Here is a 26,658-nt window from a genome sequence, read left to right as displayed (position 1 = left end):
CGAAGTTAAAAAAAAATTAACATAATTTTTAATTTTTATAAAAAATTCTTTTAACGCGTTGTGAAATGCTAGTTAATATTTCATAAGGAATAGTATTACAAACTCTAGCAATTTCAGTTACATGTGGATTTTCTCCAAAAATAATAACTTCATCTCTTTCGTTACAATTTATGTTTGTGACATCCACCATTAGCATGTCCATACACACATTACCTAAAATAGATGCTTCTTGATTATTGATCGAAACAAATCCTTTTTCATTTCCCCAAGCGCGTCTAATTCCGTCCGCATATCCAATTGGAATTGTCGCCACTCGCATTTCTTTTTTTACCATGAATTTTCGACTGTAACCTATGCTTTCATTTGGTTCAACAGTTCGTATTTGCGATATAATACTTTTTAAAGTACTTACATTTTCTAATAAATTTTGTTCGTCTTCAGAATTCCCAACACCATAAATTCCAATTCCTAATCGAACCATTTCAAATTGATATTCAGAATAATTAAAAATTCCAGAAGTATTTAAAATATGACGAATCGGTTGAATGTTTAATGTGGTTGCAATTTGTTTAGAAATCGTTTCAAATAATTGAATTTGTTGTAACGTAAAATCTCTAAAATCAAAATTATCTGTTGCAGCTAAGTGAGAAAAAATACTCGTGACTTTCACAAAATTATTATGTTGCAATAAAGTAATTAATTCCGAAATGTCTTCTTCTTCAAATCCCAAACGATGCATTCCGGTATCAATTTTTAAATGAATTGGATACGCGTTGCTGTTTTTTTCTTTAGCTAATTCTATAAAGGAAGTCAAACCAGAAATATTGTACATTTCAGGTTCCAAATTATAAGCAATCATGGCTTTATAACTACTAATTTCTGGATTTAGGACCATAATTGGCGTAGTAATTCCAGCTTTTCGAAGCGCTATTCCTTCATCGGCGAAAGCCACACCTAAATAATCTACTTTTAAATGTGCGAGTTGTTTCGCAATTTCATAACCACCATTTCCATACCCAAAAGCTTTCACCATCACCATAATTTTGGTCGAATTTTCAAGTTTTTGTTTGTAAAAATTATAGTTTGAAGTCAGTGCGTCTAAATTAATTTCTAAAACCGTTTCGTGGACTTTTTCTTCTAATAAAACAACAATTTCATCAAAATTAAAACTACGTGCACCTTTAATTAAAATGGTTTCATTGTTAAACGAATCGGTATTAAATTGTTGTAAAAAAGCATTCGTATTTGCAAATGAAATCACGTGAGGGATGTCTTGGAAATAAGTTCCAATCACTTCACCAATGGTTATAATTTGAGTTATGTTATTTTGTTGTAACAACTTGATAACGTTACTGTAAAGTTCTTTTACATTCAAGCCACTCTGAAAAATATCGGATAAAATAATCGTCTTTTTCTGGTGCAGTTTTTGTTGTTCTAAAAAGTCTAACGCAATTTTTAAGGATTGATAATCGCTTGAAAAACTATCGTCAATTAGCAAACAATTGTTAATTCCTTTTTTAGCTTGTAAGCGAATTTCTATATTATATAATTTCGAAGTTCTTTCAATAATCGTCGAAATATCCGTTTTTAAATACAATAATGTCGAAACACAAGTCAATGCATTTTCAATAGAAATGTCATCAGTAAATGGAAGCGAAACTTTAAAGGTTTGTGCTTCAAACTGTATTTCTAATGTTGTTTTTAAGTTGTTTTTGACTTTATCAAGCACAAAAACATTCGCTTTCGGATCTTCAAAACTCCATGTAAAAGTTGGAGTTGTGATATGTTTCTCTATCCAATCGTTTTTTTCTAAAATTACGATTTCAGAATTTTTAAACAATTGGCATTTTTCTATGATTTTTTCTTCAACAGTAGTAAAACCTTCTTGATGCGCGTTACCTAAATGTGTGAAAATTCCAATATTAGGTTGGATGATTTCCGCTAATTTTTCCATTTCGCCTTTTAAAGAAATTCCAGCTTCGAAAATACCTAAGGTGTGATTTTCATTAATTCCAAAAATCGATAAAGGCACGCCGACTTGCGAATTAAAACTTTTCGGACTTCGAACCACAGAAAAATCCGGACTCAATAAAAAGTTCAGCCATTCTTTTACGATGGTTTTTCCGTTGCTTCCAGTAATTCCAATCGTTTCAATTTGAAATTGGTTTTTATAGGCTTTCGCTAAATTTTGTAAGGCATCTGTAGTATTTTCAACTACGAAAAAATGGGCTTTTCCATCTACATTTTCAGGAATATATTCCACCACAAAGTGTTGTACGCCTTTTTCAATTAAACTTTCAATATAAATGTGAGCATCGTTGTTTTGTCCTTTCAAACAAAAAAACAAAGTTAAATTTCCGTTTTGTAAACTTCTACTATCAATAGAAATATGATCAAATTCAATAGCTGAATTAGAAAAATTTAAATGGGCTGAAGTTAATATTGCTGAAGTTATTTTCATCTGAATTATTTTGATTGCTGTATTTTTTCTGGGTTTTGTCTACAATCAAAAATATCTATTATTCGAATAGTATTATTCTTTTCGTCAAATGTGTAAATTATTTTGTAATTACCTTTGACCAAATATCTGTATTTTTCAGGTTTAGAAATTAGTAATTCTTCTTTTTGTCCTAAATCTGTATGAAATTTTAATTTTGTAACTTCTTTTGAGATTTCTGAAGTTATTTTTTTTGCAGTTTGAAGTGACACTTTGGTTTTGTAATATTTAAAAATGAATTTTAATTGAGAATTAGCAAATTCAGACCAGATTATCACTATTCCCATGTTTCAATTTCTTTTATTAAATCGTCATGGTTTATTGTTCTCCCATTTTTAAAATCGTCAAGAGATTTATCAATACGTTTGTTAAATTCCTCAATTGTAAAAGGTTTGAAATCGTTTTCAACTGTCTTTTTTTCTTTGTTAATTAGTTTTTCCAATTTAACAATAAAACTTTCATTCTGTATAGACAGAAATTCTTGAATTAGCGATAATTTTCTTGCTTCAATATTCATAACCAATTTTTAATCAAATTTATAAAAATACTTTGATTTTTACAATATATTATTTACTCTTCTTTTTCTTCACGCATTGCTTTGTAATAGGCGGCTCTGCTCAAAGGTTCGTATTCTTCCGTTTCACCAAGCATGACTAATTTTTCATCAGCCGATTTTCTAAAACTATAATGGGCTAAATTTCCTGTTCGGGTACAAACGGCGTGAACTTTAGTAACGTATTCGGCAGTTGCCATAAGTGCTGGCATAGGTCCAAACGGATTACCTTTAAAATCCATATCTAAACCGGCAACAATTACTCGGATTCCGTTATTCGCTAATTCATTGCAAACATTTACAATTTCATCATCAAAAAATTGGGCTTCATCAATACCAACCACATCGCAACCTTGTGCTAAAATTCTAATGTTTTCAGAAGCAGGAACTGGAGTAGAACGAATTTCATTTTTATTGTGCGAAACCACCATTTCATCATCGTATCGCGTATCAATCGCAGGTTTAAAAATCTCCACTTTTTGTTTGGCAAATTGGGCACGTTTTAGTCGGCGAATCAACTCTTCGGTTTTACCCGAAAACATCGAACCGCAAATAACTTCTATCCAACCAAACTGTTCTTCCTGATTTACCGTATTTTCTAAAAACATTTTCTTTTTTTGATCAAAATTAATTAACTATCAGTGAAGGGTAATAAAAATACAGATTCCACAGATTAACTCAGATGAAACGTATAATTTGTGCAAATTTGTGAATTATAATCATTGAATACTAATAACAAATAAACAAACCATGAAATAAAATCTGTGTTGAAAAAAATCAATTAAAAATAATTGTTACAACAACAGAAACACGTTTTTTCTTTTACCTTTGTAATGATAACAAAAATATAAAAATCACCGCTATAAACGTTCAACACAAACAAAAAGTTATGAAGAAAAAAATTGAAGGCGAATTAATTAGCATAGCGCACCGATTATTAAAGCTAAAAAACCATACAGAAACTGTTCAATTACATGAAGAAGTTAAAAAATTGTATGAACAATTAACGTTATTGAAATTTTACGAAGCCAATACAGCTATAGTAAATGAAGAGTTTTCTGAATCTGTTTTTGAAGAGAAAGTAGCTAAAATTGTGGTGGGAACTATTGAAGTGGAAGATGAGGAAGAAGAAATGATGGAAATGGCTTCTAAAGAACATATTGCTCAAATTGAAGAAGAACTTTTTGAGAACAACGACATTTCTCATGAAACATTTCCTGGTAATGGAGAGAATGAAATAGAAATGGCTTCTAAAGAACATATTGCACAAATTACAGAAGAACTTTTCGAGAAAAATGACATATCTCATGAAGAGTTTCCTGCAAAAGAAGTTAAAGAAGAAGCAGTTGTTGAAGCAGTAGTAGAGGTTAAAGAAGAAAAGAAAGAAATTACTTCAAATCCTGAAATTATTGGAACGAAAGTTTCGAAACAAATTTCAATGGATGATATTTTGGTGCACGATTATCAAGCTACGATGTTCGTAAAAAAAGACGAACCTATTATTGAAGAATTAATAAAAGAACCTGTTTTTGAAGCGGTTCAACCAGAAGAAATTTCTGGAGAAGTAAAAGAAGAATTAGATAAGTCTGATGCAGTAGAAGTAGTTGTAAAAGAAGAACTTGTTGTTAAAGAAGAAATCAAAACAGAACCAATTCCAACAGGAAAGGCAATTGTTTTAGGTTTAAACGATAAAATTGCTTTTGAGAAAAACTTATTTGCCGGAAATGGTGACGATTTACAACGCGTTTTATCACAATTAAACACCTTCACCAATTGGGACGAAGCAAAATCTTTCGTCTTAGATTTCGTAAAACCAGATTATAACAATTGGGATAATAAAGAAGAATTTGAAGTTCGATTTTTAGAAATTGTTGAAAATAAATTTAAATAAATGAACACAGATTCCACAGATTCACACAAAATAATCAGTGAAAATTTGTGTAATCTGTGTTTTAAATTTTCGACAAAGTCGATAGTAATTCGATTGATAATAAAGATTAAAAAAATTCGTTAATTCGAGAATTCGTGGCAAATAATAACATTTTCCGTTAAGCACTTTTATGAGCAAATTATATATAGTTCCCACACCAATTGGTAATTTAGAAGACATGACTTTTCGTGCCATTCGCGTACTAAAAGAAGCCGATTTAATTTTAGCCGAAGACACACGCACAAGCGGAAAATTACTAAAGCATTTTGAAATTTCTACGCACATGCACAGTCATCACATGCATAACGAACACAAAACCGTAGAAAATTTAATTGCCCGTTTAAAAGGCGGTGAAACTATTGCGCTTATTTCCGATGCCGGAACGCCAGCCATTTCTGATCCTGGGTTTTTATTAACACGCGCTTGTGTGGAAAATAATATTCAAGTAGATTGTTTGCCAGGTGCGACAGCTTTTGTACCCGCTTTGGTAAATAGCGGCTTACCCAACGATAAATTTATTTTCGAAGGCTTTTTACCTGATAAAAAAGGAAGACAAACGCGTTATTTGGCTCTAGCCGAAGAAACACGAACCATGATTTTATACGTTTCTCCACATAAGTTAGTTAAAACCTTAGCGGAATTTATCCAATATTTTGGCGCAGACAGACAAGTTTCTGTTTCCAGAGAAATTTCAAAATTACATGAAGAAACCATTCGTGGAACGGCTGAAGAAGTCCTAAAACATTTTGAAGCGAAACCACCAAAAGGAGAAATTGTAGTGGTTTTGGCCGGGAAAATTTCAGAAAAAGAAAAAAAATCAAAAGATGAATAGTTTGAAAAATCTTTTAGTTAAAATAAAGAATAACCAATTCGTTTCTTTCCCAGAAACCATCGCTCACATCGATGAAAACTATACGTTTACACCAACGACTTTCAAAAACGGGAATCAAATTAATACCGCTGGTGAAAACAATGGTTCGTGTAAAATTTTTGCTTTTGCACAATTGCACCAATTAACCAAAGAAGAAACATTGTCTTTATTCGGTGATTTCTATCAAGATGTATTAAACACACCAAACGCCACAGACCATCAAAACATTAGAAATTTTATGATTTTTGGTTGGGAAGGCATTCAATTTGAAGTTGAGGTATTAAGAGCCAAGTAAAAAGTAAAAAGAGCCAAGTAAAAAGTAAAAAGTGAAAAGGCAAAAGGGATAAGTTAAAGATCCTTGCGACCCTTGCGCAATCTTTGCGACCTTTGCGGTTAAATAAAATTTCAATATATTTACAAATCAATACTATTCGCCAAAAATCATAAATCGTAACTCATAAATCCAAAATCACTATGCGTTGGACCATCAAATCAAAGCCAGAAAAAGAAAAAGTACAAGCCTTACAAAATGCCCTTCAAGTTGATGAAACTGTCGCTACTTTATTAGTTCAAAGAGGAATTGAAACCTATGAACAAGCCAAAACATTTTTCCGACCTACATTAAACGATTTACACAATCCGTATCTGATGAAAGATATGGATAAAGCTGTAATTCGTATCGAAAAAGCCATTGCCAATAACGAAAACATTCTAGTTTTTGGCGATTACGATGTCGATGGAACTACAGCCGTTTCTTTAGTTTCTAGTTATTTGCGAAGTTATTATCCAAATGTTGCCACGTATATTCCAGACCGATATAATGAAGGTTACGGAATTTCCTATGTCGGAATTGATTATGCAGAAGACAACGATGTAAGTTTAATTATCGCACTCGATTGCGGAATTAAATCTATCGACCACGTCAATTATGCGAAAGCCAAAAACATCGATTTTATCATTTGCGACCATCACCGACCTGGCGATTCTTTACCAGATGCAATTGCGGTTTTAGATCCAAAACGTGCCGATTGTTCTTATCCTTATGACGAATTATGCGGTTGCGGAGTAGGTTTTAAATTGATTCAAGCTTTAGCCGGAAACAGAAACCAAACCATTGAAGATTTACTTCCGTATTTAGATTTAGTCGCCACTGCCATTGCTGCAGATATTGTACCAATGACTGGAGAAAATCGTGTGCTAGCCAAATTTGGTTTGGAAGTGATAAACACCAATCCACGACCAGGAATTAAAGCGCTAATTCAAAATGTAAAAAAGAAAGTATTAACGATTACCGATGTGGTTTTTATCGTCGCACCAAGAATAAACGCTGCGGGAAGAGTCAAACACGGAAATGAAGCCGTAGCACTTTTGACCGAATATAACTTAGAACAAGCCGAACAATTTGCTTCTGAAATTGAAGGGTATAATTCGGATCGAAAAGATTTAGACAAGCAAATTACCAAAGAAGCCTTACTTCAAATTGAAGAAAATAATGAAATAGACCGCTTTTCAACAGTCGTGTATCAAGAAAGTTGGCACAAAGGCGTGATCGGAATTGTAGCTTCTCGATTAGTAGAAAATTACTATCGTCCAACGATCGTTTTTACAAAAAGCGGCGATAAACTGGCAGCTTCTGCACGTTCGGTTAAAGATTTTGATGTGTATAATGCCTTAGAAGCTTGCGCGGAACATTTAGAGCAATTTGGCGGACATATGTATGCGGCAGGAATGACATTAAAAGAAGAAAATTACCAGAAATTTAAAGATGCATTTGAAACGGAAGTCAAAAACACCATTCACCCCGATTTATTAATTCCAGAAATTGCAGTAGATTTTGAATTGGATTTTTCAGATATAAATGAAAAATTCATGCGGATTCTAAAACAATTCGAACCGTTCGGACCTGAAAATATGACACCCGTTTTTATGTCGAAAAATGTAGTCGATTCCGGTTATGCAAAAACCTTAGGAAATGAGGCAGAACTTTTAAAAGTCTTCGTAAAACAAAACCATTCACCAAATTTCAATGCCATTGGTTTCGGATTAGGAAAGAAAATCGACATCGTAAAAAATAAAAATCCGTTCGACGCCGTTTATGTAGTAGAAGAAAACGAATGGAACGGAAACGTAAGTTTGCAATTACAATTACGAGATATAAGAGCCAAGTAAAAAGTAAAAAGAATCCCGTAAAATAAGCGTTAAATAATAAAATCTTTGCGACCTTTGCCAAAATCTTCGCGCCTTTGTGGTTAAAAAACATGACAAAAAAAGATCCCTTCTCGTCCTTAAGAATTCCCGAATTTCGTTGGTTTATCCTGATGCGATTAGCTATCGTTTTAGCTTGGTCGATGCAATTTGTATTGATTGAATGGGAAGTGTATAGAATTACTAAAAACCCGTGGTCACTTGGATTAATTGGTTTAATGGAAGTGATTCCTGCCATAACAATGGCCTTGTTTGCCGGACATATTGTAGATCAATCCGAAAAAAGAAGCATGTTATTAAAATGCTTTTTAGGAACTTTAACTATCAGTGTTTTATTCTGCTATTTAGTGCATCCAGAAACCGTTTTAGCTATTGGAAAACAACCTTTTTTATATGCGATTTACGCTTTGGTTTTCTTAGGCGGAATCATTCGTTCGTTTATTATTCCTTCTATTTTCAGTTTGTTAGGATTAATTGTTCCGAAATCGCAATTTACTAATGCGGCCACTTGGAGTAGTTCTTCTTGGCAAGTTTCGGCAGTTATTGGTCCAGCCTTGGCGGGGTTTTTAATTGGAGGAATTGGTGTTTTCAACTCCATGATTTTCGTTACGATTTCTATTATTATTGGAATTATTGTGTTGTTACAAATTAGTAAGAAACCTATTTTAAATAAAAAAATTGGCGAACCCGTTGTTGAAAGTTTAAAAGCCGGACTCCGATTTGTCTTTCAAAATAAAATTATTTTAAACGCCCTTTCTTTAGATATGTTTGCGGTTTTATTTGGTGGAGCAGTAGCATTATTGCCCATTTTCGCTCAAGATATTTTAAAAGTCGGTTCGGAAGGTTTCGGAATTTTACGCGCCGCACCTGCTATTGGTGGGTTATTAACGATGTTGGCTTCTACGATGTTTTCTATCGAAAAAAATACAGGAAAAAAATTATTGTTAGCCGTTTTTGGATTCGGAATTTGTATTATCGTTTTCGGCTTGTCACAAAATTTTTGGATTTCAGTCGTTGCTTTATTTTTAAGTGGCGTTACCGATGGTTTTTCTGTAGTAATTCGTTCTACGATTCTTCAAATTTACACACCAGATGATATGCGCGGTAGAGTTTCTTCTGTAAATTCGATTTTCGTAGGTTCATCTAACGAATTAGGAGCATTTGAAAGTGGCTTAACTTCCAAATTATTTGGCGCAGTAAATGCCGTTGTGTTTGGTGGAATTATGACTTTGTTAGTTGTAGGAACCACAGCAGTTGCGTCACCAAAATTCAGGGATTTAGAAATAGAAAAGTAAGTTTTTGGGCGTTACCACAAGGGTCGGGCTGTACGCTATATCTTTTATGTTTTTTTTCGCACTGTCACACTGAGCGGAGTCGAAGTGTTTTAATAAACAAAAAATAAAAACATAAAAGGATGCCGCTTCCATCCCTAACGCAAATTCACGTTTCTGAGGAAATTTGGTTATTCGTATTTTTTCAATTCAAACTTTTCGCCATCAAAAACACCATAGGTAAAATAGCCAATCCAATCGCCTAAGTTGATGTATTTTGATTGTTCATTTAATTGAATTTCCATTGGTAAATGTCGGTGTCCGAAAACAAAAAAGTCATGGTGTTTGGTTTCTAATTTGCGTTTGCAATATTGAACCAACCATTCGTTATCTTCACCTAAAAAAGTAACATCTTCAGCACCTGAAATCAATTTGTTTTTGACAGATAAATATTGTGCTAAACTTACACCAATATCAGGGTGCAACCAACGAAACAACCATTTAGAAAACGGATTGGTAAATACCTTTTTCATTCGTTTGTAACCCATGTCGCCAGGACCTTTTCCGTCACCATGACCAATTAAAAAAGTTTTTCCGTTAAAAGTGAATTCTTTATTATCGTGATAAACGGGAATATTTAATTCTTTTTCGAAATAATCGCCCATCCATAAATCGTGGTTCCCTACAAAAAAATAAATTGGAATACCAGCATCTTTAATTTCAGCTAATTTTCCTAAAACTCTCACAAAACCTTTTGGTACAACCGTTTTATATTCGAACCAAAAATCGAATAAATCACCTAATAAAAAAATAGCTTCTGCGTCTTTTTTAACTTCGTCTAGCCACTGCACAAATTTTTGCTCTCTTGGGAAGCTTAATTCTGGAGTTGGCGCTCCTAAATGCTGGTCAGAAGCGAAGTATATTTTTTTTGTACTCAAAACGTTGATTTTTTTACAAATTTAAAGAAAATATTTTAGTTAAATAAAGCTTTTTACCGATAAAAACTTACACTTCATCGATATAATCTCAATATTACCTTGTAATTTATATTTTTGTATAGTTAAAGAAATTAATTAATCACTATAAACTATAATGAAAAAACTACTTTTATTATTATTTATGTTCGCTGGTTTAAATGTTTTCGGTCAAATTTCCGAAAATTTTGAAAGCGCAACATTTCCGCCAACAGGGTGGACAACATTTACCAATGGTATTGGTACAACAGAAAACTGGCGTATTGAAAATACAACACCAGCTTATATTTATCAAGGCTTACAGTCTGCCTATGTTTATCCAGAAGATGTGCCAGATGGTACTTTTGCGGAAGACTGGTTAGTAACACCAGCTGTAACAGTTCCAGCAAACGGGGTATTAAAATTTTATAATCGAAAATTTTTCCCTGGAGCAAATTATGGAAGTAATTATGCCTTAAAAATTTCTTCTACATCACAAACTAATCCAGCAACTTTTACCAATTTTCAAACATGGGGAGAGCTTGCGCTTTTCGGTACAAATACTGGTTATGCTGATGTTGAGGTTAACTTAGCGGCTTATGCAGGACAAACCTTGTATTTTGCATTTGTTCTTACAACAGATGATGGAGACGGTTGGTTAATAGATAATATAAATATTAATGCAGCTTGTAATGTTCCAACAGCTCTAGCTGTTTCTAATGTAGGTGCATCAATTGCAACTTTAGGATGGACAGGACCTGCAGGAGCAAGTCAATGGGAAGTTGAAACAGTACTTTCTTTAAATAACTTTTCAGGTACTGGAACTTTTGTAGCTACAAATAGTTACATTCAAACAGGTTTGCAAGAAAACACAGCTTATAAATATAGAGTTAGAGCTGTGTGTTCAACTGGAATTTCAAGTAATTGGTCAGATCCAGTTATCTTTTTAACAAATTCGTTTGGGGAAGCTTGTAACGATCCAATTGTTGTTACTACCTTACCTTATCAAACAACAAATAATACAGCAAATTTTAGTGATCCAAACGATATTCAAGCACCTACTTTATGTACTGGTAATGCAGCAAATTATATGAATGGTAATGATGTGTTTTATTCATTTACTCCTACTTTTACTGGAGAAATTGCAATAACTTTATCGCCAACAGCTAACTTTTCAAGTGTTCACGTTTATAGTGGGTGTCCAGGAACTCCCGGAGCAACATGTTTAGCAGGAAGAGGAAATACCAACTCAAGTATTAGGACTATCAATCCATTTGCAGTAACAGCTGGGCAAACCTATTATGTTATTATTTCTTCGTATGTAGGAACAACGCCAATAGTAAGTACACAACAAACGGTTGGATATACTTTAACTATACAACAAGTATTTTGTACTCAACCTCCAGCATTAACAGCTGTAACAACTTCTGCAACTTCTGCTGATTTATCATGGGGCGTAACTCCAGGAATTACATCTTGGGAAGTTTCTTATGCTCCAGCTCCATATGGTTTGCCAACAGTTGCTGGTGTAACAACAGGAGTGCCTTTTTCTGCAACTGGATTAGTACCAGGTGTAGTATATCAATATTATGTTAGAGCAAGTTGTAATGATGGTACGTTTAGTATTTGGTCTGGACCATTTACATTTAGCACGCCTCAAATTCCAACAGCTTTAAATTTTATTGATACTTTAGAAACTTTAACAGGGTGGACTTTAAATAACGGAACTCAAACAAATAAATGGGCTTTAGGTAATGCTGTAAATAATGGCGGAACTAAATCATTATATATTTCCGAGTCTAATGGTGTAACGAATGCCTATAATATTACTAATACTTCAGTTTCTCATGCTTATAAAGATTTTATTATTCCTGCAGGGGCTACTCAAGTAGAATTAAATTTTGATTGGAGATCGGTTGGACAAGCTACAGATTATTTAAGAGTTTGGACAGTTCCTTCTGCAACAACTATTACTGCTGGTGCACCAATTAGTGCTGCAGCAAATAAAATAAATGTAACTGGAGATTTAACTGGAAATTCGAATTTTATTACAAGAAATCATACTCTTAACGTAACTCCTTATGCAGGAAGTAATATGAGAGTGGTTTTTGAATGGACAAATGACGCTACAGGTGGAGTTCAGCCACCAGCTGCAATTGATAACATAAAATTAGATTTAGTCACTTGTCCTAAACCAGGAAATCTTGTAATTTCTAATATTGGATACAATACAGCTCAAGTAACTTGGGCAAATGGTGCTGTAGAAACTGCGTGGGAAGTTTTGGTATTACCTACAGGTTCACCTGCACCAACTGCAAGTACTGCTGGAACACCAGGGACAAGTCCATTTACAATTTCTGGCTTAACTTCAGTAACTTGTTATACGGTTTATGTAAGAGCTAAATGTGGACCAAGTGATTTTAGTGTTTGGTCTGTACCAGTAAATTTCTGTACAACACCAAACTATTGTGCCGGAGATCATTTTTATGATACAGGTGGAATAGCAGGTAGTTATCAAAATAATCAAAATATTACATCAATTGTATGTCCAGATAATGCTGGAGATGTTGTTACTGTAGTGTTTAATAATTTTAATGTTGATGCAGGAGATACTTTACAAATAAGAAATGGTAATTTACCAACTTCACCAGTTGTTGGGACTTATACAGGTACAACTTTACCACCTTCATTTACATCAACATCTGCAACTGGATGTTTAACTTTTATATTTACTTCTAACGGAACTACAACAGCTGCTGGATGGGATGCTACAATTTATTGTACACCTCCAATTACTTGTCCAAAACCAACTTCAGTAGTAATTTCAAACATAACAGCTACGTCAATTGATTTAACATGGACGGAATCAGGAAGTGCATCAGATTGGCAAGTGTTGGTAGTGCCAGCAGGGTCAAATGTTCCAGCATTTTCTGTAACGGGAAATAATTTTTCTACAACAACAATAACTTTCCCAGGATTGTCTCCTTCAACAGCTTATACAGTTTATGTAAGAGCTATTTGTTCTAATACAGATAAAAGTTTCTGGACTGATGGAATTAATTTTTCAACAACTCCAGTAAATGATAATTGTATTAATGCTACACAGGCGATTGTAAATACAGATTTACAATGTACTAATCCTAATTTTGTTGATTTAAAAGGTGCTACGCCAAGTATCACTACTGGATCTTGTAATGCAAATGCAAATGACACATGGTATAAATTTACTGCCATAAGTACTACACATACTGTTCAAATGGAAGGTCCAACAGGATTGATGGGCTCAATAGATTTAGCTTTATATTCAGGAACTTGTTCAAGTTTAACTTTGATCCAATGTGGAACAACTGCAACTGTTCAGGGACCAACTGTTATAGGTAATGCAATCGAAGGTCATGTTGCCAATGGATTAACTATTGGACAAACTTATTATATAAGATTAGTAACTAATTTATCTACAGCAACATCAATACCTTTTAAATTGTGTATTGGTTCTGTGTCTTGTTCAGGTGCGGATCCATTATGTGCAGGTGTTACTTATACTAATTCTACGGATGTCATCAATTTTGGTAATTATCAGTGTTTAGGAACTTCTCCTAATGTAAAATTCTTTTTCATTCAAGCGGGTGTTACAGGAACATATACATGTAATATTTCACAAACTTCTGGGGATGTTGATTATGCACTTTGGGGACCATATACTACAAAACAAATTGGTTGTAATAATGTCCCAAATCAAACACCTATAAGATGTAGTTTTTCTGCAGCGGCGGTAGAGAACTTTTCATTACCTGTTATTGCTGGACAATTCTATATATTAATGGTTACAAATTACGAAAATGATCCAGGTACAATCTCTATTGTAACGAATCAGCCTATTCCAACATGTTTTAATGCGGATTTTAATTATTCAGCTCCAGCATTTTGTAAAGATCAAGCACCAGCTTCTCCAACTTATGTAAGCGGTGGTTCTGCGGGTACATTTACAGCTACTCCGGCAGGATTATCAATAAACCCAGCTACAGGTGTAATTAATTTTGCAGCAAGTGCTGCGGGTACATATGTTGTAACTAATACCGTTACTCCAAATAATTTACCTCCTTACACTAATGACCCAATAGAGCACAGTGTTTTGGTGACAGTTACGCAACCTGCTGATGCTACAATTACTTATGCTAACAGTGCGATTTTTTGTAATTCTGATTCTGTTTCTCATCCAGTTATTATTACAGGGAATTCAGGTCCTAATACAATCTATTCGTCAACACCTACAGGTTTGCAATATGCATTAGATCCAATTACTGGAAGTATAATTCCAAGTTTAGCGCAACCAGGTATTTATACTGTTACAATGACAGTTCCTGCTAATGGCGGATGTGGTTTATATACAACAAATAGAATAGTTGAGATATTAAGTTCTCCAATTATTCCATATACACAAGATGTTAATGCTTGTAATAGTTATGTATTACCTGCTTTAACTATTGGGAATTATTTTACAGCAACTGGCGGTACAGGTACAGCTTTAAATGCTGGTGATGTTATTTCTACAAACCAAACTATTTACATTTATACTACAAATGGTATTTGTAGTTCACAAGACTCATTTAATGTAAATATTGTAAGTATTCCAACACCAACTTTCGATTATTTAACACAACCTACTTGTGCCATACAAACAGGTTCTATTAATATTACTGCTCCTGTTTCAGTTGGAGGTACGGTTCCAAATAATTTATTTATTTCTGAAGTTACTGATGCAAATTCAGGTGCGGTATCTTATGTAGAGTTATTTAACGCTACAGGAGTTACTGTTAATTTAGTAAATTATAGATTAAAAATGTATAATAACGGAAACGCTGCACCAACTTGGCAACAAACATTGTCAGGAACAATTGCAAATAACAGATCATTTGTTATTAAAATTAGTAATGACCCAAGTATTCCAGGCGTAGTTCATGATTTACCAATTCCAAATTCTGGTGTTGATAATAATGATAACATTAGATTGACTACTATTGGGAATGTTGAATTAGATATTTGGGGATCAAGAACTAACACAGTTTTTACACCATTAGGTCAACCAGGATATACTTACAGAAGATTAGCAAGTGCTACACCACTTCCAAGTACAACTTGGAATGCTTCACAATGGACTGCTCTTGATCCAGAAAATTATTCAAATTTAGGTCAATACACGCTTAATGCTTCAAGTTATGAGTATAGTGTTGATGGAGGAACTTATCAAACAAGTACAACATTTACAGGATTAACTCCAGGTACTCATACTTTTATTGTTCATGATTTAATAAACAATTGTTATTCTGCACCTATATCATTTACAATAAATGCAGTGCCTTATACAACAGCTGTTACAAGCTTCACTTACACAACTCCTGTTTGTATTACAAATACAACAAATCCAACTCCAACTTTAGCGGCCGGATTTACTTCTGGTGGTACTTTTAGTTATACTGGAGCGGTTGGTTCTGTATTAGATTTAAATACTACTAATGGTTCTATCAATTTAGCAACAAGTACTGCGGGAACATATGTGGTGACTTACAATTACCCAATTAATTTAGCAAGTTGTATTAACGCAAATTCAAGCAATACTACAATAACTATTGCCCCTTTTGTAACGGCTACATTCACACAAATTCCAAATATTTGTCAAAATACAACTGCGCCAAACTTACCTTTGTTATCTAATAATAATATTTCGGGTACATGGAATGCACCTATTAACACAAGTGCCGTGGGAATTACAACCTATACATTTACACCTAATTCAGGACAATGTGGAGTTGGTACTACTATGGATATTACTATTGATCCAATTGTTGCTCCTGTATTTAGTCCTATTGCTAATATTTGTCAAGGAGATACAGCACCTCTTTTACTGCCAACTTCAAACAATGGTATTACAGGAATTTGGAATCCATTAGCAATTAATACTACAAATGCTGGTACATTTACTTATACATTTACTCCAAATTCAAATCAATGTTCAAGTGTATTGCCAATTCAAGTAACGATTATTCCTCGAGTAACTCCAACGTTCGCTCCAGTTTTAGATTTATGTGTTGGAGATGCAAATGTTACATTACCAACTACTTCTACAAATTCTATTGATGGAAGTTGGTCAACAGCTGTTGTAGATACTTCAGTAGAAGGTTCAATGGTTTATACTTTTACACCTGATGCTACTGAATGTGCGAACCCAACAACTATGACTGTAGTAGTTGAACTATGTGAAATTCAAAAAGGTATTTCACCGAATGGAGATGACAAGAATGATTTTTTAAAGTTAAAAGCTAATAAGGTTGAGATATTCAACAGATACGGTAAAGAAGTTTATTCTAAAACCAATTACAATAACGATTGGCATGGTCAATTTATGGGCGGAGGCGATATGCCAGACGGTACTTATTACTATGTTATTGAGTTAGTTTCTGGTAAGAAGAAAACAGGTTGGATTTATATTAATAGAGAACAATAAGAAGAAAATAATTCTACTCTTTTATCAAGGTGGTAAAAGAGTAGTTTTTATTAAACAACATCAATATGAAAAAAATATATTTAGGTTTATTGTTGACAATTGGATTGCTTTCAGAAGTATCAGCGCAACAAGATCCGCATTATACACAATACATGTATAACATGAGTGTGATGAACCCTGCTTACGCTGGTAGTAAAGAAAGTTTATCATTAGGACTTTTACACAGAAGACAATGGATTGAATTAGAAGATGCACCAACAACAAGTACTTTTTTCGGACACAGTCCAGTAGGAAAAAATGTAGGTTTAGGATTATCAGTAATTTCAGATAAAATTGGACCTGTACAAGAAGATAATGTTTATGGGGATTTCTCTTACACGTTAAAATTAGGAGGGGAGCATAAATTAGCCTTGGGATTAAAAGCAGGATTGACATTACATAATGTTGATTATTTAACAAAAATATCACCAAGTTTACCACAACAAAACGATGGTGCTTTTGGCGCAAATGTTAGTAACAATTATTTTAATTTTGGTACAGGAGCTTTTTATTACACGAATAAATATTATTTAGGATTGTCAGTTCCAAACATGTTAAAGGCTACGCATTTAGATTTTAATGGTAAAACATACGGAAATGAATCTAGCCATTATTTTTTAACAGGAGGTTATGTTTTTGATATTAATCAAAATGTAAAATTCAAACCATTTTTTATGGTTAAATCTTCTTTTGAAGCACCAGCTTCTTTGGATGTATCTACTAATTTTATGTTTTACGATAAATTCGAAATTGGCGGAACTTACAGGTTAGATGATAGTTTTGGCGCTATGGTAAATTATGCGATTACGCCAACTTTAAAAATTGGTTATGCCTACGATCATATCGTTTCAGATTTAAAAGTAACGACACCATCATCACACGAGGTCATCTTGTTGTTTGATGTTAACTTTAGTAAAAAAGTATCACGTTCACCTCGTTATTTTTAATCTATCCAACAAAGAAAAATACACATGAAAAATATATATATATTAGCAAGTGCTTTATTGCTTTCAACAGGTTTAATAGCACAAAATAAAGATACTAAAGAAGCGGACAAATTGTTTGAAAGACTGGAGTATGTAGATGCAGCAAAAGCATATTCTAAACTAGTTGAAAAAAACAAAGCAGATGGATATGTTTACAAACAATTAGGTGATAGTTACTTCAATGTTTTTAATACAAAAGAAGCCGTTACTTGGTATGCCAAAGCAATAGAAACTTCACAAGATGCAGAAACGCATTTTAGATATGCTCAAATGTTAAAAGCAGAAGGAAATATCAAAGCTGCAGAAGTGCAAATGGAACAATTTGCAAAAATGGAGCCTAATGATGCCAGAGCTAAAGCATTTAAAAACAACCCAAACTATTTAACAGTTTTAAAAAGCCAGAGTAAACAATACGATGCTGTAAAATCTGATGTAAGTAGTGATAAATCTGATTTTGGTGCGGTGTTAACAAATAATAACGAAGTGTTTTTCACAAGTGCTAGAAATACTGCAAGAAAATCAAGTGGTATGGACGATGAACCTTATTTAGATTTATACAAAGCTACTAGAAATGCATATGGAACATTAAGTCAAGCTACAGAAGTTGCGGAGTTAAACACCAAATGGCATGACGGACCAGCAAGTATAACTTCTGATGGAACTACTATTTATTATGGTAGCGAAAGTTTTAACGAAAGTGAATTCCAAAAGAACAAAGAGAAAAAGCTAAAATTCGGTCAAATCTATTTATACAAAGCTACAAAAGATGGAGTGAAATGGGCGAACTCAAAACCATTACCATTTAATAGTAAAGAATATTCTGTAAGAAACCCAAGTATCAGTAAAGATGGAAAAACATTATATTTTTCTTCAGATATGCCAGGTGGATTAGGAGGAGAAGATATTTGGAAAGTAAGTGTAGATGGAGAAACATATGGAACGCCAGTAAATTTAGGTTCATTCGTAAATACTGAAGCTAATGAGAGTTTTCCTTCAATCCAAGATGATGATATGTTGTTCTTTTCGTCAAATGGTAGACAAGGCTTTGGTGGTTATGATGTTTTTAAATACAATACAGTTACACATGGAAATGCTTCAAATGTTGGTGAACCTGTAAACTCACAAAAAGATGATTTCGCGTTTTCATACAACTTGCAAAAAAATGTAGGTTATTTTTCTAGTAATAGAGAAGGAAACGATGACATTTACCAAGCTAATGCAGTTTGTGGAGTGGATGCTACTGTATTAGTTAAGGATGCGGAAACAGGAAGGTTGCTTTCAGGAGCAAACGTAACAGTAGTGAATAATAAAGGAATCGAAAAAGGCAATCAAGTTTCAAACGAAATGGGAGAAGCGAAATTCGGAGTTGATTGTGAGCAAGTTGCAATGTTTAATGCTTCAAGATCAGGTTATGAAAACGGAACAGCTACTATGGAAAAATCTCAAAATGGAGCAAAAACCATAGTTTTAAACATGACGCCAATCAAACCAATCATTACAGAAAGAGAAGTTATTTTACAAGCGATTTACTTTGAATACAACAAATCTAACATCACAGCAGAAGGTGCAGAAGAGTTAGATAAATTGGTTAAAGTAATGAACGAATATCCTAATATGGTTATCGATGCGAAATCACACACAGATAGTCGTGGAGCAGATAATTACAACTTAAGATTATCTGACAGAAGAGCAAAATCTACGGTTCAATACATTGTTTCGAAAGGAATTGCAAAAAACAGAATTACAGGTAGCGGAATGGGAGAAACTCAACCAAAAGTAGCTTGTACAGACTGTACGGAAGAACAACACGCTCAAAACAGACGTAGTGAGTTCTTGATTTTGAAGAAATAAAAAAGTGACTATAAAAGGTAAATTTCTTTAATCTATCTTTTAACTTTCATTATATAAAATTTTTCATTTATTAAAAAGCAGAAACCTCTCAAATGAGAGGTTTCTGCTTTTTATGCTTTTCGTCGATGAATAAGTGATTTCATCGATGTATTGTGATGATTTGTTTAAAAAAAACTACTTTAGTAAATGTTTTTAATTTTTTTTAACAAAAAACCTTAAATCCAACTATTATTAATTAATTATCTACTCTTATGGTGAATTATTACAATTCTAAAGATGTTGAAAGTAATTTCAACTCAAATTTTGAAGAGAGCAAAAAGTTTGACTCAATGTCGACTTTAACTTCATTATTTGGAAAATTTAAGTGTATGGCATTAATTATGTTTATGATGTTGACTATTGGTCAGCTTTCATGGGCACAATCAACTGCTAATTACGCTTTTACAACAAATACGACAGGTTCGTTAGTGCTTGATGCCAACGCCAACGCAGTTGACATGTCAGTTGGAACTACACAATTAGTTGCGGCTGATTTAGATGATTCCGCATCACCAGTTACTAACATTGGATTTAGTTTTTACATGTATGGAAATTTATTTACTCAATTTTCGACAAATAGTAATGGAGTAATTCAATTGGGTAGTTCTCAAGTCGGAACAGCTACATATGTTTTGTCTGGTGGGTCTACAACAACACCAAGAATAGGTGCTTTAGCAGCTGATTTAAGAACAGGAATTAGTGGAAAAGTACATTATAAAGTTGTTGGTACCGCGCCAAATAGATGTTTAGTAGTTGAATTTAATAATATGTCTATTACATATGTTGGTACTCCAGGTTCTAATGATGGTACTTATCAAGTTAGATTATATGAAAATTCAGGTATCATTGAATATGTTTATGGTTCAATGTTTAAAAATGCAAGTACTACTACTGCAACTGCTATAAATTCAGGGTTCTCAGTAGGTACAGTTTTAAATACAACTGCATCTATAACTACTTCTACTAATACGGTTAGTAATGGAGCAACATTTAATGTTAACTCTTATACAGCTAGTACTAATATCGCGAATCTTCATTCAACAGTCGATGGCTCAAGAAGGATGTATCGTTTTACTCCGCCAAACACCGTTCCTTTGGATCCTACAACTTTAACTTTTACAGCAGTATCATCTAGTACTATCACGCCTAATTGGGTTGATAACAGTACAGATGAATCATACTTTGTTGTAACACGTGCTACAGACGCAGCGTTTACACAAAATGTAGTGACTACTCTTGTAAATTCAACTACTCGTCTAACAACTGGGACGGCATATAATGTCGCTCAAACTGGATTAGCATCTTCAACTCTTTTTTATTATAAAATTCAGTCTGCTACAGAAGCAGCTTTACCAAGCACTGGTATTACTGGTTCTCAATCAACTGCTGCAGCACTATCTTATTATTGGGTAGGAACAACAGGAGGTAACTGGAATACACCTGCAAACTGGAATACAGTTGCTAACAACTCAGGTTCAACTAGAGCAGTTGTGTCTTCATCTGATATACTTATTATTGATGGAGATGGAACAACAGCAGGTGGTTCAACTACTATAAATGTTGATTTAGCAAGTTTTACAATTGGTCAATTAATAATAAATAGTAATACAAACGTAACACTACAATCTAATAATGCTACTGCTAGAGTTATTACAATAAATGGAGCGCCTAGTGATGATTTTGTAATTGAAGCTGGAAGTACTTTAAATTTAAACAATGCTACTAATGCTACTGCAATTGCCTTTTCTGGAACAGGAAATACAGGTTTAATTTCAGGAACATTAAATATTAGTGGCGCTGCCGCAAATACTTTTAATTCTACAGGAGGTACAAGTACTTTAGTGACTGTAGCAGCTACAGGTATTATTAATAATTCTTTCTTAGGTGCAACAGGAGTAACAGGATCTGTTGCGAGTTTGTCTTTTTTAGACGGAAGTGCTTATAATGTATCTGGAGCTACAACTGGAGCGCCAAACGTTCCATTAGCAACTTGGGGTACTAATGCAACGTTAACAATTAGTGGTTTAACAACATCTACATCTGCACCAACAAATAACAATCAGTCATTCGGAAATATAGTATTTAACTGTCCTACTTTAACAGGAAGTTATCCTTTTTTCACTACTACAACAACGGCTGTTATTAAAGGTAACTTATCAGTTACTACTGGTACTGGTCAGTTTAGAACAGTCTCTTCTGGAACATTAAATATTCTTGGTAATGTAAATGTGTTAGCTGGTAGATATTCACCTTTTTCAGGTGCAGGAACAGTAATCGTAGGAGGTAATACAGTGATTGCTTCAGGTAGTATTTTTGATTTATCTATAGCCGCTGGACTTTATGTACAACGTGGAGCTACTTTTACCAATAATGGTTCAATAAATGGTCCTAATAGTGCAACAGCTAGTACTTTATACTTTTTTCCTGTTGTGCCAATTGCACAAACATGGAATGGTACAGGAACTATAAGTGCTGCTTTAAATACAATTTCTTTAAATAACACTAGTGGTTTAACAATTTCACAGGCAGGTCCAATTACAATTTTAAGAGCAAATTTATTTTCTGGGAATATTACAGGAAGTAACAATTTGACTATAGGAACTGGATTAGCATTAGCAGGTGTTGTTCAAGTAGGTTCAGCTGGTTTAGTTGGACCAGGAGGTGCTTTTGTTTCTCCTCCAACTTGGAATTTAGGTACTGGAACTTTTACGTTATTATATTCTCAGTGTGATGCATATACAGCAACAAACGAAATTCCTCCATCAAGAACAGTTACAAACGTAACTTTAAATAATACAAATGGAGTTACTATTTCTGGTGGTAATTTAGAAGTTTCTGGAAATTTAACATTAACTGCAGGAAACTTTACAACAAGTGCAGCTAACTTACTTTCTTTAGGTACAGCTTCAGCGGCTGGAACATTAACAGGAGGTTCTGCAACATCTTATATTAATGGACCATTTGCAAGAACAATTGCTACTGCAAATGCTAATACAAATTATATATTATATCCTGTTGGTAAAACAGCTTATGCACCAATATCTTTAGCTCCAGCAACAACAAGCATTTCTATTATGAAAGCGGAAGCTTTTGATAGTAACTTAGGAACTGCTGATCCATCAATTACTTCACTTGCTGCAAATAGAAGATGGGAAGCCCCTTTGACGTCTGGAACAATTACAAATATTAATGTTAAACTGGGTGATACTAATCTAGTAAATGGGAATATTCCTGTTCAGGCTAATGCGGCAGCGGGTTTATATACAACTTCATTTGGTAGTACTGCAACTTTTGCAGCTGGTACACCAAATACAATTCAGTCAAATGCTGTTGTTTTAAGTGGAAATTATACAGGGTTTTTATCTTATGCAGTTTCAAATGCATGTTCTGGCACTCCAACACCAGGAGCAACTACAGCAACTTCAACAACAGTATGTTTTGGCGGAAGTACAACTTTAGGAATTACTTCTAATCCAGTAGGTTCAGGATTGACTTATCAATGGCAAAGTTCTGCTGATGGTGTAAGTTATTCAGATATTTCTGGAGCTACTACTTTAACTTATTTAGCAACACCAACTCAAGTAACCTATTATCAATGTATAGTAACTTGTGCGACTGGTCCTGCTTCAGGAACATCAACTCCTATTCAAATTACATTTACAAATAGTGTAACAGGAATAACTCCTGCAACTAGATGTGGTGCTGGAACTGTAACATTAGGTGCTACTCCAAATTCTGGAGCTTCAATCAATTGGTTTGCAAATGCTTCAGGAGGTGCTTCTTTGGCTTTAGGAACATCTTTTGTTACACCTTCAATAAGTACAAATACAACTTATTATGCTGCAGCCTCAACTTCATCTCCAGCATCGGCAACTATAGGTACTGCAACTACATTAACACTGGCAACTGCACAACCAACTGCATTTTGTAACAGATGGACAAATTATTGGAGTCAAACTATTTATACAGCTGCAGAATTAAATGCCGCAGGATATAGCGCAGGTAATATTGCTTCAATGTCATATAACATTACAACTTTAGGTGATGCTGCAACAAATCCTAATTTTACTGTTAAAATTGGAACAGTTGCTGGGTCATCTTTTGCTAGTACAACATTTTTGTCAACAGCTACATATACTACGGTTTATGGTCCTTCAACTTATACACATACGGCAAGTGGATTGCAAACAATTACGTTTGCTACGCCATATGTTTGGGATGGAGTATCTAATATTGTTGTTAATGTTACTCATGACGGAGCCAACGCAACAAATAACTCTCTAACTTATTATACTGCTACAACTGATAATAAAGTATTATGGGCAACTGGTTTTACAGGTTCTACAACAACTGGAACTACATCTTTAAATAGATTAAATGTTGTTTTTTCAGGTCAAGCAATTTGTGAATCTCCTAGAGTACCAGTTTTAGCAACGGTAACGGCTCCGCCAGTATTTACTTTAAGTACATCTGCTGCTGCTATTTGTGCAGGTAATTCATCGAGTCCAGTTACAATAACTGCTGGTGCAGGAGATTATGACACTTATGTTTGGACACCTTTAACAGGAGTTAGTGGAAATTCAGTAACTGGTTGGACTTTTAATCCTTCTGCTACGACTTCTTACACATTAACAGCGTCTCAATCTGGAGGAGCATTATGTGAGATAACTGCTGCGGTTAATATAACGGTAAATCCAAAACCAACTGCAATAACAATAACACCATCACCAGCTTCAACTTGTGTGAATTCTATTCAATCATTAGTTGCAACTGGAGGAACTATTGGTTCTTTAGGTTCTACTCCAATTGGAACAGCAACTACTTTGACAACTGACAATGGTACTGAGCCAACAGCATTTAATAATAGATTTAAACATTATTGGATGCAAATGGTGTTTACTGCAGCTGAGTTAAATGCAGCAGGAATATTAGCTGGTAACATCAATGGTGTTAAATTTAATATTACTACAATTGGTTCTGCTCCAAATGTTACAGATTTTAGAGTTTTTATGGGTAATACGGCATTGAGTACTTTAACAGGTTTTGTACCTTCTGGATTATCTCAAGTTTATGCTACGCCAACATATACTCAAGCAATTGGTGTTAATAGTATTGTGTTTAATACACCTTACATATGGGATGGAACTTCAAATATTATTGTAGATATTAGAAGTACTGGTGTTGATTTAGCATTAAATGCAAGTACATATTATACTGCAACACCAGATAATAAAACAGTTTCAGCGGTTACATCAACAACTTTTCCAGATTCAAATGCTTATGTAGCTTCTAATCCAGCTGGAACTTTAAGTTTGAAAAGATTAAATACAACATTTGATTGGAGTAGTGCTGTGGCAACGTCAATTACATGGTCACCAATTACTGATTTATATACAGATGCAGCTGCTACAGTTGCATATGTTGGAGGAACAAACGCTCCTACTGTATATGTAAAATCAGCAACTGCTGCTACAACAACTTATACTGCTACTGCTACTGCACCTGTAACAGGATGTGAAACTACTGCTACTGTAGATGTAACAGTAACTGCTAACTCTTCATTACCAAACGAAGTAGTTTCAGTTTGTGATACTTATACTTGGGCTGCTAACGGAACAACTTATACAACAAGTGGAACTTATACTTCAACAACAAATTGTGTAACAAGAACTTTGAATTTAACAATCACACCAAGTTCATCATTACCAAACGAAGTAGTTTCAGTTTGTGATACTTATACTTGGGCTGCTAACGGAACAACTTATACAACAAGTGGAATTTATACTTCAACAACAAGTTGTGTAACAAGAACGTTAGATTTAACAATTACGCCGAGTTCATCATTGCCAACAGAAGTAGTTTCAGTTTGTGATACGTACACATGGGCAGCAAACGGTACAACTTATACAACAAGTGGAACTTATACTTCAACAACAAGTTGTGTAACAAGAACTTTGAATTTAACAATCACACCAAGTTCATCATTACCAAACGAAGTAGTTTCAGTTTGTGATACTTATACTTGGGCTGCTAACGGAACAACTTATACAACAAGTGGAACTTATACTTCAACAACAAGTTGTGTAACAAGAACGTTGAATTTAACAATCACACCAAGTTCATCATTGCCAACAGAAGTAGTTTCAGTTTGTGATACGTACACATGGGCAGCAAACGGTACAACTTATACAACAAGTGGAACTTATACTTCAACAACAAGTTGTGTAACAAGAACGTTAGATTTAACAATTACACCAAGTTCATCATTGCCAACAGAAGTAGTTTCAGTTTGTGATACGTACACATGGGCAGCAAATGGAACAACTTACACTACAAGTGGAACTTATACTTCTACAACAGCTTGTGTGACAAGAACGTTAAATTTAACAATTACTACAGCTACAATTTCAGGAGCTACAACTCAAGTAATTAATGGAGGAGTTGCTGCAGATGTTACAATTGAAGATATTGTAGTAACAACAAATGGAACAGTAACTTGGTTTGCTTCATCATCTGATGCAGCTTTAAATATTAATGCATTACCAGTAGGAACTCAATTAGTTAATGGTAACATTTACTACGGAGTTACAAATATCGGTATTTGTAGAAGTACAACTTTAGCTGTAACAGTAACTGTTGTGTTAGGAAATGCAAGTTTCGATTTATCTCAATTAAATTATTATCCAAATCCAGTGAAAGATATCTTTAATGTAAAATACAACAAAGAAATTATTTCAGTAGATGTTTATGATTTAACAGGAAGAAAAGTTATTGAAATGAAACCAAATACTTTAGAAGTACAATTGAATATGACTAACTTGTCTAGTGCAATGTATATTGTAAGATTACAATCGGTGGATGGAATAACGGAATTGAAAGTTTACAAAAACTAATCAAGTTTATATAAATTTAAAAACCTCTCCTCTTTAATTAGAGTGAGAGGTTTTTTTATATAATTAAC

14 protein-coding genes are annotated in these 26,658 nt (G+C 33.9%); 9 read left to right on the top strand and 5 right to left on the bottom strand.

Features of this window, described 5'->3' with window-relative positions; all coding sequences use genetic code 11:
* Positions 1-28 precede the first annotated feature (28 nt).
* From UEQ13_RS08980 to UEQ13_RS08965, 4 genes are read right to left on the bottom strand one after another with little or no spacing between them, the layout of a single operon-like run.
* Complete coding sequence (locus UEQ13_RS08980) at positions 29-2,461, bottom strand: bifunctional UDP-N-acetylmuramoyl-tripeptide:D-alanyl-D-alanine ligase/alanine racemase (RefSeq protein WP_329806009.1); 2,433 nt, start codon at positions 2,459-2,461, stop codon at positions 29-31.
* Between the two features lie 5 nt (positions 2,462-2,466).
* The gene (locus UEQ13_RS08975; RefSeq protein WP_329806008.1) at positions 2,467-2,784 is read right to left on the bottom strand and encodes a type II toxin-antitoxin system RelE/ParE family toxin; all 318 of its coding nucleotides are present in this window, start codon (positions 2,782-2,784) and stop codon (positions 2,467-2,469) included.
* Positions 2,775-3,014, bottom strand: a complete 240-nt coding sequence (locus UEQ13_RS08970) for a hypothetical protein (RefSeq protein ID WP_329806007.1) — start codon at positions 3,012-3,014, stop codon at positions 2,775-2,777. The genes UEQ13_RS08975 and UEQ13_RS08970 overlap by 10 nt, the downstream gene beginning before the upstream one ends.
* A gap of 53 nt (positions 3,015-3,067) precedes the next feature.
* Entirely contained in the window at positions 3,068-3,658 is a 591-nt protein-coding gene (locus UEQ13_RS08965) for a thymidine kinase (RefSeq protein ID WP_166078171.1), read from the bottom strand.
* Between the two features lie 281 nt (positions 3,659-3,939).
* On the opposite strand from UEQ13_RS08965, the gene UEQ13_RS08960 reads away from it, so the two are divergent.
* From UEQ13_RS08960 to UEQ13_RS08940, 5 genes are all read left to right on the top strand, one after another.
* Positions 3,940-4,941 (top strand): hypothetical protein, encoded by a 1,002-nt coding sequence (locus tag UEQ13_RS08960; RefSeq protein WP_329806006.1) that lies wholly within the window; start codon positions 3,940-3,942, stop codon positions 4,939-4,941.
* A 169-nt stretch (positions 4,942-5,110) separates the two neighbouring features.
* Positions 5,111-5,812 carry a 16S rRNA (cytidine(1402)-2'-O)-methyltransferase gene (rsmI, locus tag UEQ13_RS08955; protein WP_329806005.1) on the top strand — a complete coding sequence of 234 codons (702 nt, stop codon included), beginning with the start codon at positions 5,111-5,113 and terminating at the stop codon, positions 5,810-5,812.
* Positions 5,805-6,146, top strand: a complete 342-nt coding sequence (locus UEQ13_RS08950) for a HopJ type III effector protein (protein WP_329806004.1) — start codon at positions 5,805-5,807, stop codon at positions 6,144-6,146. Before rsmI ends, UEQ13_RS08950 begins: the two co-directional genes overlap by 8 nt.
* A gap of 179 nt (positions 6,147-6,325) precedes the next feature.
* Positions 6,326-8,020 (top strand): single-stranded-DNA-specific exonuclease RecJ, encoded by a 1,695-nt coding sequence (gene recJ / locus UEQ13_RS08945; protein WP_329806003.1) that lies wholly within the window; start codon positions 6,326-6,328, stop codon positions 8,018-8,020.
* A gap of 89 nt (positions 8,021-8,109) precedes the next feature.
* Positions 8,110-9,351: an MFS transporter gene (locus tag UEQ13_RS08940; RefSeq protein WP_329806002.1), complete on the top strand. Its 1,242-nt coding sequence runs from the start codon at positions 8,110-8,112 to the stop codon at positions 9,349-9,351.
* Positions 9,352-9,518: 167 nt separating this feature from the next.
* Here the strand turns inward: UEQ13_RS08940 and UEQ13_RS08935 are convergent, their stop codons facing one another.
* Complete coding sequence (locus tag UEQ13_RS08935; protein ID WP_329806030.1) at positions 9,519-10,274, bottom strand: UDP-2,3-diacylglucosamine diphosphatase; 756 nt, start codon at positions 10,272-10,274, stop codon at positions 9,519-9,521.
* A 145-nt stretch (positions 10,275-10,419) separates the two neighbouring features.
* On the opposite strand from UEQ13_RS08935, the gene UEQ13_RS08930 reads away from it, so the two are divergent.
* The 4 genes from UEQ13_RS08930 (at position 10,420) to UEQ13_RS08915 (ending at position 26,590) form a co-directional block, all read left to right on the top strand.
* Positions 10,420-16,782, top strand: a complete 6,363-nt coding sequence (locus UEQ13_RS08930; RefSeq protein ID WP_329806001.1) for a fibronectin type III domain-containing protein — start codon at positions 10,420-10,422, stop codon at positions 16,780-16,782.
* Between the two features lie 65 nt (positions 16,783-16,847).
* Positions 16,848-17,768, top strand: coding sequence for a PorP/SprF family type IX secretion system membrane protein (locus UEQ13_RS08925; RefSeq protein ID WP_329806000.1), 921 nt, complete (start codon positions 16,848-16,850; stop codon positions 17,766-17,768).
* Positions 17,769-17,792: 24 nt separating this feature from the next.
* Positions 17,793-19,658 carry an OmpA family protein gene (locus tag UEQ13_RS08920; RefSeq protein WP_329805999.1) on the top strand — a complete coding sequence of 622 codons (1,866 nt, stop codon included), beginning with the start codon at positions 17,793-17,795 and terminating at the stop codon, positions 19,656-19,658.
* Between the two features lie 368 nt (positions 19,659-20,026).
* A complete protein-coding gene (locus tag UEQ13_RS08915; RefSeq protein WP_329805998.1) occupies positions 20,027-26,590 on the top strand; it encodes an Ig-like domain-containing protein in 6,564 nt (2,187 codons plus the stop codon).
* The last annotated feature ends 68 nt before the right edge of the window (positions 26,591-26,658 follow it).

This window comes from Flavobacterium facile (assembly GCF_036321945.1).
GTDB lineage: Bacteria > Bacteroidota > Bacteroidia > Flavobacteriales > Flavobacteriaceae > Flavobacterium > Flavobacterium facile.
This window is presented reverse-complemented; position numbering and strand designations above follow the sequence as displayed.